Source organism: uncultured Virgibacillus sp. (assembly GCF_947495635.1).
In the GTDB taxonomy this organism is placed as follows: Bacteria; Bacillota; Bacilli; order Bacillales; family Amphibacillaceae; genus Virgibacillus; species Virgibacillus salarius.
This window is the reverse complement of the sequence record NZ_CANMAB010000091.1, coordinates 1-17949: the sequence shown is the minus strand read 5'-3', so window position 1 is coordinate 17949 and position 17949 is coordinate 1. Positions and strand designations below refer to the sequence as shown.

General features: G+C 36.2%; 15 protein-coding genes. 7 read left to right on the top strand and 8 right to left on the bottom strand.

What is annotated here, in order from left to right; all coding sequences use genetic code 11:
* Window positions 1-237: 237 nt before the first annotated feature.
* The 5 genes from Q1A47_RS16365 to zapA all read right to left on the bottom strand — a co-directional run bounded on the left by Q1A47_RS16365 (window position 238) and on the right by zapA (window position 5710).
* A complete protein-coding gene (locus tag Q1A47_RS16365; protein WP_026681390.1) occupies window positions 238-645 on the bottom strand; it encodes a DUF350 domain-containing protein in 408 nt (135 codons plus the stop codon).
* 30 nt (window positions 646-675) lie between these two features.
* The gene (locus Q1A47_RS16360) at window positions 676-3015 is read right to left on the bottom strand and encodes an endonuclease MutS2 (RefSeq protein ID WP_166530914.1); all 2340 of its coding nucleotides are present in this window, start codon (window positions 3013-3015) and stop codon (window positions 676-678) included.
* A 42-nt stretch (window positions 3016-3057) separates the two neighbouring features.
* The gene (gene polX / locus Q1A47_RS16355) at window positions 3058-4776 is read right to left on the bottom strand and encodes a DNA polymerase/3'-5' exonuclease PolX (RefSeq protein ID WP_166530915.1); all 1719 of its coding nucleotides are present in this window, start codon (window positions 4774-4776) and stop codon (window positions 3058-3060) included.
* A gap of 112 nt (window positions 4777-4888) precedes the next feature.
* A complete protein-coding gene (locus tag Q1A47_RS16350; protein WP_026681393.1) occupies window positions 4889-5443 on the bottom strand; it encodes a CvpA family protein in 555 nt (184 codons plus the stop codon).
* A 3-nt stretch (window positions 5444-5446) separates the two neighbouring features.
* Window positions 5447-5710 (bottom strand): cell division protein ZapA, encoded by a 264-nt coding sequence (gene zapA / locus Q1A47_RS16345; RefSeq protein WP_026681394.1) that lies wholly within the window; start codon window positions 5708-5710, stop codon window positions 5447-5449.
* A gap of 180 nt (window positions 5711-5890) precedes the next feature.
* Here zapA and rnhC point away from each other — a divergent pair, with 180 nt between their 5' ends.
* Window positions 5891-6826: a ribonuclease HIII gene (gene rnhC, locus Q1A47_RS16340; RefSeq protein WP_166530916.1), complete on the top strand. Its 936-nt coding sequence runs from the start codon at window positions 5891-5893 to the stop codon at window positions 6824-6826.
* A 198-nt stretch (window positions 6827-7024) separates the two neighbouring features.
* On the opposite strand, the gene pheT is transcribed toward rnhC, so the two are convergent.
* From pheT to Q1A47_RS16325, 3 genes are all read right to left on the bottom strand, one after another.
* The gene (gene pheT, locus Q1A47_RS16335; RefSeq protein WP_166530917.1) at window positions 7025-9451 is read right to left on the bottom strand and encodes a phenylalanine--tRNA ligase subunit beta; all 2427 of its coding nucleotides are present in this window, start codon (window positions 9449-9451) and stop codon (window positions 7025-7027) included.
* Window positions 9452-9466: 15 nt separating this feature from the next.
* On the bottom strand, window positions 9467-10501 hold the full coding sequence (gene pheS / locus Q1A47_RS16330; RefSeq protein ID WP_026681397.1) for a phenylalanine--tRNA ligase subunit alpha: 1035 nt from the start codon (window positions 10499-10501) through the stop codon (window positions 9467-9469).
* Window positions 10502-10874: 373 nt separating this feature from the next.
* Complete coding sequence (locus Q1A47_RS16325) at window positions 10875-11612, bottom strand: RNA methyltransferase (RefSeq protein ID WP_026681398.1); 738 nt, start codon at window positions 11610-11612, stop codon at window positions 10875-10877.
* A gap of 128 nt (window positions 11613-11740) precedes the next feature.
* On the opposite strand from Q1A47_RS16325, the gene sspI reads away from it, so the two are divergent.
* From sspI to Q1A47_RS16295, 6 genes are all read left to right on the top strand, one after another.
* Entirely contained in the window at window positions 11741-11962 is a 222-nt protein-coding gene (sspI, locus tag Q1A47_RS16320) for a small acid-soluble spore protein SspI (RefSeq protein WP_026681399.1), read from the top strand.
* Window positions 11963-12451: 489 nt separating this feature from the next.
* Complete coding sequence (locus Q1A47_RS16315) at window positions 12452-14017, top strand: DUF6583 family protein (RefSeq protein WP_246484891.1); 1566 nt, start codon at window positions 12452-12454, stop codon at window positions 14015-14017.
* Window positions 14018-14138: 121 nt separating this feature from the next.
* Entirely contained in the window at window positions 14139-15278 is a 1140-nt protein-coding gene (locus Q1A47_RS16310) for an ABC transporter permease (RefSeq protein WP_299632492.1), read from the top strand.
* Window positions 15275-16417 (top strand): ABC transporter permease, encoded by a 1143-nt coding sequence (locus tag Q1A47_RS16305; protein WP_026681402.1) that lies wholly within the window; start codon window positions 15275-15277, stop codon window positions 16415-16417. Before Q1A47_RS16310 ends, Q1A47_RS16305 begins: the two co-directional genes overlap by 4 nt.
* Complete coding sequence (locus tag Q1A47_RS16300) at window positions 16401-17072, top strand: ABC transporter ATP-binding protein (protein ID WP_166530918.1); 672 nt, start codon at window positions 16401-16403, stop codon at window positions 17070-17072. The genes Q1A47_RS16305 and Q1A47_RS16300 overlap by 17 nt, the downstream gene beginning before the upstream one ends.
* A 64-nt stretch (window positions 17073-17136) precedes the next feature.
* Window positions 17137-17754: a lytic transglycosylase domain-containing protein gene (locus Q1A47_RS16295; RefSeq protein WP_166530919.1), complete on the top strand. Its 618-nt coding sequence runs from the start codon at window positions 17137-17139 to the stop codon at window positions 17752-17754.
* The last annotated feature ends 195 nt before the right edge of the window (window positions 17755-17949 follow it).

The window sequence follows — 17949 nt, the reverse complement described above, 5'->3', positions numbered from 1 at the left end:
AAAAAAGATTCCAGCTATCATTTTTTGATAACTGGAATCTTTTTTAACTTCATAAGGGCTAGTTATGTCCCAGCCCCAAAGTAAATCTTTAGCAATACGGATTCGGCTAGCATCCATCAGCTGTAAACTTAATAGCTATATTAATTATATTAACCATATAATACCTACAATAATAAAACCAATTGCGACTGCAATTAAAATCTTAGCCAGTCTATCCAAAATCATGCAATTCTCCCCTTATCCTATGCTGGCACCAATTACATATGCCAATCCAATTGAAATCATCATCGATATAAACCCAACTGCCTTATTTCCGTTACCGATCTCTTCATCAACCTTAAGCATTGGTGTTAAAAATTCAAATATAAAATAACCAACTAAAAGAAGAAAGAATCCTAGCATTCCCCAGCCAATACTTATTAACAAGGTATCATTATGTTGAATAGAGTAACGGAAGATCGTTGCTATTCCAAAGATCTTCCCTCCAGTTGCCATCGCTACTGCAAAATTACCTTTTTTTATTTCTTCCCAATTCTTATATGACGTTACTATTTCAAAGATAGCCAAAAATACCAACGTACAAAGTATAACAACACTATATCGAGCCGCTGTCTCTACCACTATATTTTCCCAGAAACCTGACACCTTGAACATCCCTTCTCCTTATTTACAGGATTACTTAAGATTAATAATCGTAACACTGCTACCGCCTTCCCCAGCTTCGCCAGGTCTAGCATCCGATATTCTTGGATGTTTTTTAACAAATTCCAATACACCTTTTCGTAGCGCTCCAGTACCTTTTCCATGAATAATCGAGACCTTTGGATATCCAGCGAGTAGTGCGTCATCAATATATTTCTCAAGCCTTAACAATGCATCCTCAAACCTTTCTCCTCGCAGGTCTAATTCCGTTTTCACATGGTAATTCGAACCCTTTATGGTAGTTAGCGGTTTTTCAATGGTTTGATTCTGCTTTCCAATAAATTGCAAATCATTACGATCAACCTTCACTTTCATTATACCAACTTGAACTAGATACTCCTTATCATTTACTTTTTCAAGTACCGTCCCTTTTTGGTTGATCGTTAACAATTTTATTTCATCACCGGAACGAAGTTCTTTTTTCCCTTTTTTCTCTTTTGGTTGTTGCTTTTCTTTTGTAGTCAGGTTGGGCTTGGCAGAATCTAACATTTTTCTTGCTTCAATCCATTCATGTTCTTTCCATTCTGCTTCAGTCCGCATATTTCTGATCTCACTTACAATCATTTCAGCTTCTTCCCGCGCCTGCTTAATAGCTTTATCAGCTTTTTCCTCTGCTCTCTCGTATAGACCTTCTCGCTTCTCTTCAAATTCCGCCCATGCTCTTTGTAAATCATGATGCAAATCTGTCGCTTCTTGTAATAGTTCATGCGCTTTTGCATAATCTTTCTCCGTATTTATTTGGGATTTTTCCAATGAAGCGATCATATTTTCTACACTTTTGGAATCTACACCAACATGCCCTTGGGCCTGCTCGATAACATGATTACTAAGTCCAATTCTTCTAGATATTTCAAATGCATTACTCCTACCAGGAACGCCTAATAATAGACGATAGGTCGGCTGTAGTGTTTGAACATCAAACTCCACAGAAGCGTTAACGACGTGTTCTCGGTTATAACCATAGGCCTTTAATTCGGGATAATGTGTCGTAGCAATGACACGAGCATTCCTCGCTATAACCTCATCTAGAATAGCCATAGCAAGCGCTGCTCCTTCTTGAGGGTCAGTACCAGCACCTAGCTCATCAAATAATACGAGTGTCTGATCATCAACGTGCTGTAAAATATCGACTATATTTGTCATGTGTGAAGAAAATGTACTTAAATTCTGTTCGATAGATTGTTCATCACCAATATCTGCAAATACATGCTTAAAAACCGCAAGTTCACACCCATCTAAAGCCGGAATCTGTAATCCTGATTGAGCCATTAGCGTGCATAGACCAATCATTTTTAGTGTGACTGTCTTCCCACCAGTATTCGGTCCAGTAATAACTATAGAAGTATAAGATTCGCCAATTTCTATATCATTTGCAACAACTTCGTTGATATCAATTAATGGATGTCGTGCTTGTTGCATCTTAATAATGCCGTTATTATTCATGTTTGGCTTCGCAGCTTTCATGGATTGACCTAGTTTCGCTCGAGCAAACATAAAATCAATTTTCCCAAGCACACGAACATTTTCTTGTAAAAATGCCTCTTCATTAGCAATATGCGCACTTAATTCTCTTAAAATACGATCGATTTCTTGTTTTTCGTTCATTATTGCTTCCTGCAACTGATTGTTTAAGTCAACTACTGCTTTAGGTTCCATAAACAACGTTTGCCCTGAAGCAGATTGATCATGAACAATTCCACCAATTGCACCTCGATATTCTTGTTTTACAGGAAGTACATAGCGATCGTTACGAATGGTAATAATTGCATCTGATAACATACTACTCTTCGTTTTTGTATAGCTATCTAATTTCTCTCTAACTCTACTTTCATTCGTACGAATAGATGAGCGAATCCCTCGAAGTTTTTGGGAGGCACTATCCATTACGTGTCCATGGTCGTCGATGCAGCTTTTAATATGTCGTTCCAGATCTCTTAATGGACTGATATGTTCCACAAGCTCCTTTAGGATAGGGAATGCTTCCTCTAGCTTACTTATAAAATCTTTGACACGTCTACCACCGTAAATTGTACTAGCTACATCCATACATTCGTTGGTAGAGAGGACGCCTCCTATTACGCTTCGTTTTAAACTAGCGCGTATGTCAAAGATCCCTCCTAAAGGAATCGTTTTATCTAGGCGTTGTATATGCATCGCCTCATCGGTTTCATTCTGTAATTGCAGCACTTCGTCCATATTGGTTGATGGTTCAAGTTTTTGGGACAAATCTTTCCCCACTGTTGTTTCCGCTTTACTTGTTAAACGTTCAATAATCTTTTGAAATTCAAGTGTACGGAAAATGCGTTCATTCATCTCTATTTCTCCTTTAAAATACTCTACTCCATAGGTTAAATTCTATTTATTGCGATTAAAAAACGCTATAAGATCTTCCTTGGACCATGTATTCATTACTGTTTCTTTTTGGATCCAGCCTTTTCTAGCAACCCCGACACCATACTTCATATGCTCTAGCATTTGATAGTTATGTGCATCGGTATTGATCGCCAACGTTACGCCTTCCTCCTGCGCTTTGCGTGCCCATTCATCCGAAAGATCTAGACGGTTAGGATTTGCATTAATCTCTAATGCTGTATTCGTTTCTTTTGCTTTACGAATCAGTCTTTCTACATTCACATTGTATCCCTTACGTTTGCCGATGAGTCTTCCTGTCGGATGAGCAATTAGTGATACATATGGATTTTCGAGAGCTTTTTCAAGTCGGTACATTATTTTTTCTTCCGTTTGATTGAAGCTCGAATGAATAGCGCCTATGACATAATCCATATCATGTAAAAAATCATTTGTAAAATCAAGATGACCATCAGGTAAGATATCCATTTCTACTCCAGAAAAGATATGTATATCATCATATTTTTCATTCAGCTTAGCTATTTCCTCTCGCTGTTCTCTTAAGCGATGCTCGTCTAAACCATTTGCAACCTTCAGATATTTGGAATGATCCGTTATAGCTATAAAGGAATATCCTTTTTTCCTTGCTTGATTAACCATTTCATCCAATGATTGCGCTCCATCACTCCAAGTTGTATGCATATGAAGATCACCATTGATATCATCTAATGTAAGCAATGGATATTCGCTTGTAAATGCTTCTGTTTCACCAGTATTTTCTCTGATTTCTGGTGGGATATAGGTTAAACCAAAGTGATTAAAAAATTCCTCTTCTGTATTAAAAGTTAACGTCTTACCGGTATCTTCTATTTCAATGCCATATTCATTAATCTTTTCTCCACGGGATTTCGCAAGCTGACGCATCGCTACATTATGATCTTTAGAGCCAGTAAAATGATGTAAGGTAGATGCAAATTCTTCCTTTTTTACGATACGAAAGTCAACATTGACATCATACACATCTTCTAAAACGACAGATACTTTTGTATCTCCTTTAGCGATAGTATCTTTAATGGCATCCATTTCCAATAAAGCATCTCTCACCTTTTCCGGCGCATCGGTTGCCACAATAAAATCTAGATCTTTAACCGTCGTTCTCATTCTTCGTAGGCTCCCGGCTCTAGAATATCTATCTATGTCAGCTATTCGAGCTAGATAAGCTTCGATCTTTTCCGCAATTGGTAACATAAATGCAATAGGTAAGCGTTCTGGGCGTTTTCCAGACTCCTCAAGAGCAATTAGTATTTTTTCCGCAGATTTCTTACCAAATCCCGCTAACTGTTCAACTTGACCACTTTCAACTGTCTGCTTTAAAGAATTAGCATCTGTAACAGCTAATTCCTGATACAGCTTAGCTAGCTTTTTACCACCAAGCCCTGGTAATTGCAGTAAAGGAATTAATCCTGCCGGTATCTCTTCTTCGAGATCCTGTAATGTAGCCGAATGGCCACTTTGTATATATTCCTCTATAACAGAACCTGTACCTTTACCAATTCCTTTAATTTTTGTGAAATCATCGATAGCTGCTAACGAACGATCATCTCTTTCCAAAGCTTGCGCAGCCTTACGATATGCACTTATTTTAAATGGGTTTTCGCCTTTCAGCTCCATATAAGTAGCGATTTTTTCCATTAATTTAATTACATCTTTTTTATTTATTGTCATGCTATATCACCTATTTCATTTCTTATCTTAAAAAGACTGATCCTCTACAACATTATTGTAAATTACATACAATATATACCTGTTGAAATGAACCAGTCTTTTCTACTATCGATCATTTTTGAAGCATTTCAGCCATTTGCGTAAACCATAATTCTTTTACCTTCTCTGAAAAATACGGTGTATGTTCAATCATAAATAATGCTATAGATGAGTCATTAATCCAAGTCTGAACTTGGACAACAGGCACTAAAGCCGCGATATAAATTAAAATAAAAAGTAATAAATAGATTTCAACAAACCCAAGAATTCCACCCAAAAGTTTATTTACGGAATGTAAGATTGGCAATGAAGCAACAAAATCTAACATGGATGCAATAATTTGCAGGATAATCTTAACAGCAATAAAGATAATTACAAATGCTATTGCATTATAAAATCCTTTTTCTAATGGAAGAGCTTGAAGAAAGGCTGCCCATTCTCCTCCTTCTCCAAGGTCAGGATAAGGAATCCAAAGTGATAACTTTGGCCCCAATTCATCATAATAGAATGCGGCTATAACAAATGCCGCTATAAAACTAATTAAATGAAAAAGTTGTAATATAAATCCCCTTTTCAGCCCGATTAGAAGGCCGAAAATTAATAATAGTAATAGTAATAAATCAATCATTAGTTATTTATCCTCTTTCTTTTTTATTGAACCTATAAGGGAAGCATAATCTGCTTTTAATTTTAAATAATCATTCATCGTATTTACTGCTGTTAGCACAGCTAACCTTGTCGTATCGAGTTGTCTATTTGATTCTTGGATTTCCTTCATTTTCTGATCGACTAAGCTCGCTACTAATTGGACGTGATTCTTTGGTTCATTACCAATTATAGTATATGTTTTATTATGTATCTCCACTGTTGTACGTGTTTTTTCATCTTGGGCCACGTTTTTACCCTCCCCCGACTAAGAAAAATTGTTCATCTTATCTTAACATGAAGTATGCAGTTTAGGAAACTATCGACTACGAATGAGGCGTAGTATGAAGGAATATATGTAAAGCTAGCTATTTCTTCACAGACATTTATTTGCTATAGTCTATATAGATAAAAGATTGGAGAGATTTATATGCCTCAGACGGTTTACAAGCTATCACAGGACACTATTAACCAGATGAAAAAACATTACGCCAAGTTCTTAACCACTCCACCGCAGGGAGCAGTGTTTAGAGCAAAGACTCCTGAGGCAGTTATTACAGCCTATAAATCCGGAAAAGTTATGTTCCAAGGAGCTGCTCCAGATAAAGCATCGCAAAAATGGGTTACAGAAGCAGTAACATCCTATAAAAGCGTAAATCATAAAAGACAACCATCAGCACATGGCTTTGCACCTGATCCAACCCTATTTGCCAAGAATCATATCGGAACTGACGAAGCAGGTACTGGCGATTATTTTGGTCCAATAACAGTTGCCGGTGTTTATTTAAATAAACAGCAAATTCAACAATTACAAGATATTGGCGTTACAGACTCCAAGGCTTTAACCGATGCCAAAATTCGCCAATTAGCATCCACAATTATGAAATTACAAATTCCATACTCGTTATTAATACTACATAATGAAAAATATAATCAATTACAAAAAAAGGGCTGGTCACAAGGAAAAATGAAAGCCATGCTTCATCAACATGTTATCGGTAATTTAGTAAAAAAAATTGGGAATGTATCACTAGAGGGAATTGTCATTGATCAATTTTGTGAACCGGCGATATATCAAAGGCATATCCGTTCAGAAAATTTATCGTTAATTTCGAACACGTACTTTTTAACGAAAGCTGAAAGTTATTCAACACCTGTAGCAGCTGGCTCCATCATTGCTAGAGCAAGCTTCTTAAAAGAGATGGATTCACTCTCTGAACAGGTTGGCATTGAATTGCCAAAAGGAGCTTCTAAAAAAGTTGATCAAACAATAGCTAAAATAATAAATGCTAACGGTGAATCTATCCTACATAAATTAGCGAAAACACATTTCGCTAATACAAAGAAGGCTAGAAACTATCTATAAGTATAAAAACGGGGTTTGATTAAACGTATGTTGTTAAAGCGAAAGCCAAACGGTCATTCCAATCCGTTCGGCTTTCGTTAGTTTTAAACGATTGTTACGGTGCTGTAGCTACGTATTCCTCCTCCGATACTATTTCTTTCCTGTTATTTCTCATCTGTAAAGATAGGCGTTTACGTTATATACCATCCTATTTTTTTATTATGAGCGAATATACGCATTAAAGCTTTGCTTCACTGCTTCAATAATTTTATCATAAGAAACTTGAATTTCCTCATCTGTCAATGTTTTTTCAGAATGTTGATATAGCAAGCTGAATGCAACTGATTTCTTCCCTTCTTCCATATGCTCACCTTGATACACATCAAAAACATCTACACGCTTCACAAGAGGCGCTCCAATTTCTTCAATTGTCTGCTTGACATCCCCCGCTAAAACATGCTCGTCTAATACAAACGCAATATCTCTAGCTATTGAAGGATATTTAGGAATCGGATCATAGGAATGAACATGGTTATAAGAAGCAAATACTTCCTCCATATTAATATCGAATACATAAGTATCCTTTATATCCCATTTTCTTTGCAAGCTTGGATGCACTTGACCAATGAAGCCAATTATCTTATCTTTTGTTTTTAATACAGCAGTTCTTCCAGGGTGCATTTCTGGTAGCTTTATTTGCTCATATGAAACAGTAATTCGTAAATAATCAAATAACCGTTCTAAAATTCCTTTCACAACATAAAAGTCAACTTCTTTACCTTCTTGTTGCCATGGATGGTCTACCCATTTTCCAGTTAGCGCACCCGATAAACGTAAACGCTCATCTGGCTGTTCTGTTAATTCTTTTTCTTTTGTTAGAAACGTACTGCCCATCTCATAATAGGCTAAATCCATCTGATTTCTTGCCTGATTATAGGAAATAACTCGTAGTAGCTCTGGCAGCAAGCTTAAACGCAAATATTTATGATCTTCACTCATTGGTAATTTTAATTCAATCGGGATATATTGTTTTTCTCTCACTTCAGGACTTATCCATTTATCCACTGCTGCTTCACTAGTTAATGTGTATGTGCGGCTTTCCATTAAACCAATTCCCTCAAGTAAATGCTTCACATTTCGAATTAACAGCTGTCTATTCGATAAGGCACCTGCTTGCGATGCACCTGCTGGTAATGTATATGGTAAATTATCATAGCCATAAATACGAGCGACTTCTTCTAACATATCCTCAAATATGGAGATGTCACCTCTTCTAGTAGGTGCATAAACCTTAAATTGACTATCCTGCTGTTCAAAATCAAACTGTAGACGTTGTAGAATCTGAACAATTTCTGTTGCCTGTAGGTTCGTTCCTAATCGTTTATTTATTTCAAACGTATCCATGTCTACCTGCTTTTCATTACGATCCAACTCGTCAAATTCAACGACACCTGTTAAAATAGTCGCATCTGCATATTTCTCTAATAATTCACAAGCTCTTAAACCAGCTTCCCTGACTCGATTAGGATCAATTCCCTTTTCGAAACGTGTACTAGATTCACTTCGAAGCCCTGTAGCTTTTACAGCATTTCGGACTACAGAACTATCAAAATACGCAACTTCAAGTAATACATTTTCCGTTGCATCGGTAACTTCTGTATCCAACCCACCCATGACTCCTGCCAGTGCGATTGGTTCTTTTCCATTTGTAATGACTACATGCTCCTCAGATAAGGTTCTTTCTTCTCCGTCTAATGTAACGATAGTTTCATTATCTTTTGCACGACGAACTACAATATTACCCGACTGTAGCTTATCATTGTCATACGCATGTAATGGCTGACCGTACTCCAATAGTACATAATTTGTTATATCAACAACATTGTTGATCGGGCGTATTCCAGCAGCCATGAGATAATTACTCATCCATAGCGGAGAAGGCTTGACCTTTACATCTTTAACAACGAATACACCATAATATGGATTCCACTGTTTAGCCTCCACATTTACAGTAATATAATCTTTGGCTTTTTCCGTTGCAGTTTGTAGTTGTGGAGCGGGCAGCTCTACTGATTGATTTAGGATCGCCGCAACCTCATAAGCCACACCTAGCATTGATAAGCAATCCGCACGATTAGGTGTCAAATCAAACTCCAATATCGCATCGTTTAAATTTAGTAACGGTTCAACTGATTCACCAACCGTAACTGCTTCAGGGAATACATAAATTCCGTCTGCACTATCTTTTGGAATATACTTTTCAGCAATACCAAGCTCTTGCAAGGAACAAATCATACCGTTAGATTCAATTCCTCGTAATTTCACTTTTTTAATTTTAAAATTACCAGGCAACACAGCACCAGGTTTGGCAACAGCGACCTTTTGTCCTTGTTCTACATTTGGAGCTCCGCAAATAATTTGTAATATTTCATCTCCAACATCCACCTGACATAGGTTCAATTTATCAGCATTTGGATGCTTCTCACATGATTGCACGTATCCAACGACTACATTTTCAGTTTTATCTGCTACATACTCTATGCCATCAACTTCGATGCCTGATTTTGTAATTTTTTCTGCCAATGCCTCCGGACTGATGGTTCCGATGTCTACATAATTTTTTAGCCAATTTAATGAAACTAGCATGATTTCACTTCCTCCCTATGCTTTATGATACTGTTTTAAAAATCGAATGTCGTTTGTATAGAACTGTCGTATATCATTAACACCATATTTAAGCATGGCTATTCTTTCCGGCCCCATGCCAAATGCAAATCCACTATAAACATCAGGATCGTACCCCGCCATGGAAAGGACGTTAGGATGAACCATACCAGCACCTAAAATTTCAATCCAGCCTGACCCTTTACAAACTGAACAGCCTTTCCCGTCACAAACCTTACAAGAGATATCCATTTCTACAGACGGCTCTGTAAACGGGAAAAAGCTTGGTCGTAATCGAATTTCACGATCCTTTCCGTATATTTTTTTTGCAAATGTATCTAACGTACCTTTTAGGTCACTCATTCGTACGTTCTTATCAATATATAATCCTTCAATTTGTGTGAATTGATGGGAATGCGTGGCATCATCTGTATCACGTCGGTATACCTTCCCTGGTGATATCATCTTCACAGGCTTATCGCCTCCATACGCTCGCATTGTACGTGCTTGAACAGGTGACGTTTGCGTACGCATTAGCAGTTCTTTTGAAATGAAAAAGGTATCTTGCATATCTCTCGCAGGATGATTCTTCGGTAAATTTAAGGATTCAAAATTATAAAAATCAGTTTCGACTTCAGGTCCCTCACGTACCTCAAATCCCATTCCAATGAATAAATCTTCGATCTCCTCAATTATTTTCGTGAGTAAATGTGGTCCTCCAACTTTGATTGGGCGGCCAGGGAGTGTAACATCAATCGTTTCCTTTTCTAATTGCTTCTCCAATGCCATTTGCTCTAGACTTTCTGTTTTTTCATCTAAGGAAGTTGTGATGTTTTCCCGTACACGGTTGGCAAATTCGCCAATAACCGGACGTTCTTCCTTTGATAACTTTCCCATCCCACGAAGTACACTGGTTAAGGAACCTTTTTTACCCAAATAGGCGACTTTAATCTCTTGTAGCTCTTTCATACTTTCTGCGTCTGCAATCTTATTAAGTGCTTCTCTTTCAATTGATGCCAATTGATCTTTCATTTTCTATTCCTGCCTCCTTTATAATTAAACCTTGATTAGCAACCGTATTTACCACCATGGAATGACCATATAAAAAACCCCATCCCAACAAGGGACGAGGATTTATTTCGCGGTACCACCCTAGTTAACACAAGCATTTTCAGAATGTGCTCAACTCAATCATGATAACGGATATTCCCGGAATACCTTTACTTGCTTTACAAGGTCCAAGTATCTGCTCCAGAGTGAATAGATAACTATTTATACGATAAAATGCTTTCAGTCTATTGGCATTTCTCCCTTATATCGTATATTGCGATAGAAATCTGGCTCCTTCAACGCTTTTCATATTATTGTATTTATATTATAGAGAAATTACATAAAGTGTGCAAGACTATACCTTTATGTAGTACATTAAAATTCCTGTAGCTATGCTTACATTTAACGACTCAGCCTTACCATAGATAGGAATTGTTACAATTTTGTCCGCATTTTCTCTAAGTTCTTGCTTAACCCCGTTTCCCTCATTCCCTACGATCAATGCAAGTTTTTCTTTAGGCTTTACCTTCGAATAAACTTCAGCATCCTGTAAGGCAGTTGCCCATACCTCGGCACCATCCTGCTGTAACTGCTCCACTTGCTCTAACAAATTAGCTTGTATAATTGGTATATGAAATAATGACCCTTGTGTAGCACGAATTACTTTATCGTTAAACACATCCACCGTATCATCACCAAGAATAATTCCTGAAAAACCCGCTGCATCAGCAGTACGGATAATCGTTCCTAAGTTGCCTGGGTCTTGAAGTGAGTCAATTAAAAGTACAGGATAATCAAAAACATCTGTTACGTTTTTGATTTTGACTACGGCCGCAATTCCTTGAGGTGAATTTGTTTGTGAAATATAGGAAAATACAGTTTCACTTACTTCAGTTACTAAAACTGCTTCACACCAATCTGGCGTAGCAATACCTTCTTGAATGATAACTTCAATAACTTCCCATTCACTATTCCAGGCCTCTTCTACTAAGTGAAAACCTTCTATTAAGAATACACCTTCATTTTTTCGTTCTTTTCGTCTATGTAGCTTTTTCCATGCTTTTACCTTACCATTCTTAACAGAAGTTAACATGTTCATCATTCCTCACTTTTAATTGTTCTATCATATCATACATATTTCTATGGATATAGGTCAAACTAGGCACTACAACAAGTTTATTAACTCAGCATTTTAATATACAACAATAAAGAGGTGAAACAATGGATTTAAATTTAAGAAAAGCAATATTGTCAAATATTTCCTCCAATGATCAGGAGCAATTAGAAGCAACTATCGTAGATGCGATTCAAAATGGAGAAGAAAAAATGCTCCCTGGTTTAGGGGTACTTTTTGAACTAATTTGGAAACACTCCGATGAACAGGATAAGCAGGAAATGATTGAAGCGCTAGAACAAGGTGTTAAAGAAGTAGCAAATAATTAATGAGAAACAGTAAAGAGGAGAAGAGCCTAAATTCTTCCCCTCTTTTTCCGTCCATAATTCCGTCTTCTTAATGATTACTGCTTTTGATACCCCCGCCAAAATCAGTTGTTATATGCTCAGATATAAGCATATTTTATTCTCACTATTGTTTAAATAAAATCACAATAATTCATACATAAAGATCGTTTTAAAAAAATAAAAAATAGTTATTATTACCTACATAAAAATTAACAAGTGAATTTAAGAGCAAGATTCGCGTTGTTTTTTAATAAGGAAGCGCATTCAATTAGGTCTTTTTACCTAAAATTTATTTTGGTTTCAAGATAAATTCATACTTGATTTACGTAGGCTTTAAAATGTAGGGATGGAACAATTTGACTACATTTTTATTAAGTGATATAAACAATGCAGATACTTCCATAGTTATCCTTTTGATTGTTTAATAATACATATAATTATGGAGTATGATACAGAGAGGGGAAATATTTTATGGGTGAAGCACAACAAAAAAGTAAAATGCCAAAAATAATAGCAATTGTTGTTGCAGTATTGCTAGTTGTTGGAGGAAGTATTGCAGCCTTCGTAGTAACAAATCTATCAGGGAAGAAGCAATATTTCTTAGCAGAGAAGAACTCAATTGAAAAATTGAGTGAAAAAATCGAAGAACGTTATGAGCCAGAGCTAAAATGGGTCGAACAATCAAAGGAAAATCCAACAGAATCTACTGTTGATTTATCAGCTGAGTACAACCTTCCAAGTGGAAGTGTTGGTTATGGTCAAATGGATCCCGCCCATCTAATTAATAATTCAACAATATCTATAACAAGTGCTACAGATATGAAAAATAAAGAAATGTCAGCAAAAGTAAATGCAGATATTGGTGGCATGAAGATTGATGGCGTAGATTTCTACATGACAGCGGATAAACTCATGCTAGGTCTTCCGTTCATTGAAGAACTTATTTCATTAAACGGTGATGATTTTGGTACCCTACTTCATGAATTGGATCCAGCAACATTTACCGGTGAAGAATCAATCGATTTAGAATCTATGTTTGAAGGTACGTTGACAGAAGAAGATTTAGAATACTTTAAAAAAGAATACGCAGAGATGATTTATGATGAAATTCCTGATGATGCATTTGAAAGTAAAAAAGAATCTATTAAAGTACACAATGAATCATTAGATACGGAAAAAGTCACGATGCATATTACAGAAGAAAAGGTAAAGAATATTTTAAACAAAGTTCTTGACAAGCTCGAAAAAGATGAAAAGGTAAAAGAATTACTTCGTGAACAAATGGCGTTTCAACAACTCGGTGGAACTGCTGTCGATAGCGAATTTGAACAGATGATTTCTGATTTTGAATCAGGTATTTCTGAAGCCAAAAACGGGCTTAAGGATTTCCAAATTCCTGATGGTTTAAATTCAACCATTTGGATTCATGATGATGTTATCGCTCAACGAGATGTAAGTATCAAAATGGGGCCGAACAAGGATGAACTTGTAACATTTACAGTAAAAGGTACACAACTGCTAAAGGACGAAAAACAAAGCTTTAATTATGATTTAGCATATAAAGATTCTCTAGGAGAAGGAAAACTGAATATCGCTGGAGATTTAGCTTGGAAGGATAACAAAGCATCAGATTCTATTACTCTAACAATTGAAGATACGAAACTCAAATACGAAGGCACTGAAACATTAAAAGACAATAAACGAGATTTTGAACGAACATTTACACTTGAAGAACCTACTAGTGGCGGTGGAAGTTTAATTTGGAACGGTTCTTCCACATACAAGAAAGACACAATGAATTCAGAGCATAATTTTTCTGTAGAAAGCCCTGCGGTTAATCAAGACATGTTTACCTTAAACGCGAAAGTAAGTGGTAAAACAGTTGATAGCGTTGATATCCCAGAAGGTGATAACGTGAAAGATCTAGGCAAAATGAAAGCAGATGAGTTAAGACAATACTTCGAAATGGAAGTGACGCCTAAATTCCAGCAATGGTTATTCGGAATGTTATCCGAAGGCGGCGGTACAGGATTCTAGAAGTTTAGAAATTTAGAAAAGAAATGGAAGTGCCACCATGCATTTCATACGTATAGTTTTATTATTTTCAAAAAACAATGTTATACAACTCCAGAGGAAGTGGCTATCACTTCCTCTTCTTTTGCTTCTTCCTTTTATAATCGTTGGACTAATTCTTTGGATCATTATCACCTTTTTTACTCCTGATGAAGCAAACCCGATTAGGGTTGGTTTAGTTGATTTGGATCGATCAAAAGAAACCAAAATGATTGCTGACCTATTAGACGATACATCACAATTAAGTTCCTATATTCAACTAAATACCATGGAAGAGCAAGTAGCTAAGAAAAAAATTCAAAATAACCTATTAAGTACATATATTGTTTTCCCTAACGATTTTACTAATGATCTTTACCAAGGACATTCAGTGGAACTACCTATTATTGGCAATCCACATCAACCTGCACAAAGTCAAATGATAAAAGAATTCGTGGAGAGTGTAACTAGACATATTCGTGCTTCTCAGGCAAATGTCCTTACGATTAATCATTATGCAAAAGAATTAGGCATGGATGATGAAAAAAGAAATGATTTCATCTTTGAACAGTTTAAGGAGTTTGTTTTTTACACAATCGGCAGAACACGGATTATTGATAAAAACGAAATAACGAATCAAGCAACGGCTAATCCAGTATCTTATTATGCGATGGCTGGATGGTTTGTAATTATCACCTTATGGTTACTTATCATTTATAACTTTTTATACAAAAAAGACACGAATACTTTAAAGCAACGAATGAAGCTATATGGTGTTCATGAATTGCAGCAAATCATCGCAAAAATATTTATAACGCTCTTCCTTACCTTTATACTTGCTATGATGCTCTTTTTTATTATACAGTCCTTCATGAACTGGGAAATTGTACTATCAGATGCAATTAGAATTGGCAGTATTACTGGTTTATATTGCTTTGCTTTTCTGTTAGGGATAGCTATATTAGAGGTTATGGTGCCATCACAGCGACTCCAATTGCTTGTGTATTCTCTTTATACAGGTATTTTCCTTTTATTAAGCGGAGCTATCATACCTGTTATATATTTACCTTTTAGGTTACAGGAACTCTTAGCCTATATTTTTTCTTCGGAAACATTCTATTGGCTACAAGAAATTATCCTTAATGGTCGTTCTTACTCTGACTTTATTCCCTTAGGAGGAATGGTTCTTACTAGTTTATTTATATTACTAGGTATCTCAAATGTGAAGGAGCGGATATTCAAATGAGAGCTATATTACACAGCCGACTCCTCCATTGGAAACACCAAATCATACCGTTATTGTTTTGGTTACTACTCCCGATTATAGCTATTATAGGCTTCACTCAGTTAATGAATGGTCTACAGAAAGACAGTCAAATTCCAGTTGGGATAGTTTTAGAAGAAAAAACTGAGTTAGCATTAAATCTTGCTGATAAACTAGATCAATCTCCGCTTATACGTTTAGATATACTGGAAGAAGAGCAGGCATTACGTCAATTAGAAAAGCATGAACTAGATAGTGTTTTTATTATTAGAGAAGGCTATCAAGACCAAATAAAAAAAGGCAGTAGAAATGGATTAGTGAAAAGTTATCAATCTGATTTATCATTTGCCTATACACCTGTTTCAGAAATGGTTGCTTCCTATGTTCAAGAAGAAACTAGTAGAATGAAAACGGCGTTTACTGTACAGCAACTAAGTAAACAATATGAGCTAGAAAACACATGGACAATGGAGGAAATAAGTGAAAAGAGTAAGGATATTGAACGTGATCAAAATTTGCTCCGAACGACATTCACATTTGAAAATGACAATGAGGAGCAAACAAACAACTCCCTCCCATCCTGGAATAAGTGGGGGTTATGGGCTATTTTCGCTTTATTGTCAACGTTATTTCTATTTGATTGGGTCATTAAAGAAAAACGGCAATCCATGCAAACCCGTTTTCCATTTATCCGTTTTTCATTTACGTCCTATTGTTTGTGGAACACTCTGCTATACGGTGGTTTGTTTTTTATAAGTGATATCATTACTTTACTTGTATTTCACTTTTTACTAGATCAGCCAATTAGCCTAAGCAAACTTGGATCAATGATGTCCTTTCGGTTAATGCTTGTCACCGGTACTTTCTTATTAGCAGCTAATATGAGAAATCGTACTACTTATTATGGAATAGCCTTTATTATTACATTATTAACAGCCATTATAAGTGGCGCAATTATTCCTGCAGATGGAATCGTTAACCAATTCCCAATAATGAAATGGTTAAATCCGCTAGCACCATTTCTCAACAACGAACTAAATAACTTTTGGCTATATGCCTTTTTACTACTTATTATGATTTGGTATATCCGAAAGGAGAAATCCTATGCTTCATATCGATAATTTAACAAAATACTATAATAAAAAGCAGATATTTAAAGATCTTACCTTTTCAGTAGAGAAAGGTGAAATCATTGGTTTGGTTGGTGAAAATGGTGCTGGAAAATCCACACTATTGAGTATCCTCGCTACATTACAAACGCCAAGCGCAGGTACGTTAACATTAAACGACTTATCATATGATTCAGATTGGAAGAAAATACGTAAACAAATAGGCTATGTACCTCAGGAAATAGCGATCTGGGATGAATTTACTGTCAGAGAAAACATGTTATTTTTCGAAAAGCTGTCCTGGGTAAAAAAAAACGAAGAGGAACTACGGCAGCTTTGCTTAGAAATGAAATTAGATCAATGGAATGAACCTGCTCACACACTCTCAGGTGGAATGAAAAGAAAATTAAATATGGCTATTAGTCTCATTCATGACCCTACTATTATTCTTCTCGATGAACCAACAGTAGGAATTGATCTCAAATCAAAAAAGGAAATTGGGAGTTACATGGAAAAACAAGCTAAAACAGATGAGAAAACAATCATATATATATCCCATGATATGGATGAAATAAAAAGCTTATGTACACGTATAATCTGTATTGGGCAAGACTCTTTCTACAAAAATTTGTTACAGAATGCCGGGAAAAATGTCCTTGTTTTCTAGAAATTTTTATTGCTTATCTTGGTAAATATAGTAAACTAGTAGTAGAAAAGAAAGGGGTATGCCCATGGAGATTAGAGAGCTGCAACAGATGATGCAATATCAAGCGATGTCTATTCTAACATCAAATTCAAATGCAATTTCTAATCATTCTCCAATGATAGACCTTGCATTCAAGCAAATGCTGCAAAATCAATTAGATCAAGTTTCTCAATTACAAGCAGGTACAGACCTGCGACAAAAGTCCAATACTAATAAAAATACAGCCACCAGCGCTGTTACAACAAATACGTCTCTCATTCCTACCAATACATCCATCGACCATTTGATTGAAAAGGCAGCTGGTACATATAATCTAGATAAGAAACTAATATATTCAGTCATTAAAAACGAATCAAACTTTAATCCTAGCGCACGTAGTAGTGCAGGTGCACAAGGACTGATGCAGTTGATGCCTGCTACAGCTAAGGGATTAGGGGTAACGAATCCATTTGATGCCGAACAAAACATTAATGGTGGTGCAAAGTATTTAAGTCAAATGCTTGGTCGGTATAACGGTAATGTGGAATTAGCTCTGGCAGCATACAATGCTGGACCAGGAAATGTTGATAAATACCAAGGTATTCCACCTTTTACTGAAACACGTAACTATGTGAATAAAGTAATGGGTACGTATCTTGCTTAAATTTTGAAAAAAGAGGCTGGAACAAAACACAACTTCTTTACTCAAAATACGAATAATCATGTTATCAATTGGAGTATCATCGCCGCACCGTGAAAATATACGCGCTTTCCGCGGGCACGGCCCATAGCCGTCAAGTTAAGCAGGATATTTTAAAAACCATAAAGTTATTCGTTATTCTGACATTATAAATGGAAT

Coding starts and splice junctions, on each gene's coding strand:
- Q1A47_RS16360 (WP_166530914.1), bottom strand. CDS start 3,015: ATGAATGAACGCATTTTCCGTACACTTGAATTTCAAAAGATTATTGAA.
- polX (WP_166530915.1), bottom strand. CDS start 4,776: ATGACAATAAATAAAAAAGATGTAATTAAATTAATGGAAAAAATCGCT.
- Q1A47_RS16350 (WP_026681393.1), bottom strand. CDS start 5,443: ATGATTGATTTATTACTATTACTATTATTAATTTTCGGCCTTCTAATC.
- rnhC (WP_166530916.1), top strand. CDS start 5,891: ATGCCTCAGACGGTTTACAAGCTATCACAGGACACTATTAACCAGATG.
- pheT (WP_166530917.1), bottom strand. CDS start 9,451: ATGCTAGTTTCATTAAATTGGCTAAAAAATTATGTAGACATCGGAACC.
- pheS (WP_026681397.1), bottom strand. CDS start 10,501: ATGAAAGATCAATTGGCATCAATTGAAAGAGAAGCACTTAATAAGATT.
- Q1A47_RS16325 (WP_026681398.1), bottom strand. CDS start 11,612: ATGTTAACTTCTGTTAAGAATGGTAAGGTAAAAGCATGGAAAAAGCTA.
- sspI (WP_026681399.1), top strand. CDS start 11,741: ATGGATTTAAATTTAAGAAAAGCAATATTGTCAAATATTTCCTCCAAT.
- Q1A47_RS16315 (WP_246484891.1), top strand. CDS start 12,452: ATGGGTGAAGCACAACAAAAAAGTAAAATGCCAAAAATAATAGCAATT.
- Q1A47_RS16305 (WP_026681402.1), top strand. CDS start 15,275: ATGAGAGCTATATTACACAGCCGACTCCTCCATTGGAAACACCAAATC.
- Q1A47_RS16300 (WP_166530918.1), top strand. CDS start 16,401: ATGCTTCATATCGATAATTTAACAAAATACTATAATAAAAAGCAGATA.
- Q1A47_RS16295 (WP_166530919.1), top strand. CDS start 17,137: ATGGAGATTAGAGAGCTGCAACAGATGATGCAATATCAAGCGATGTCT.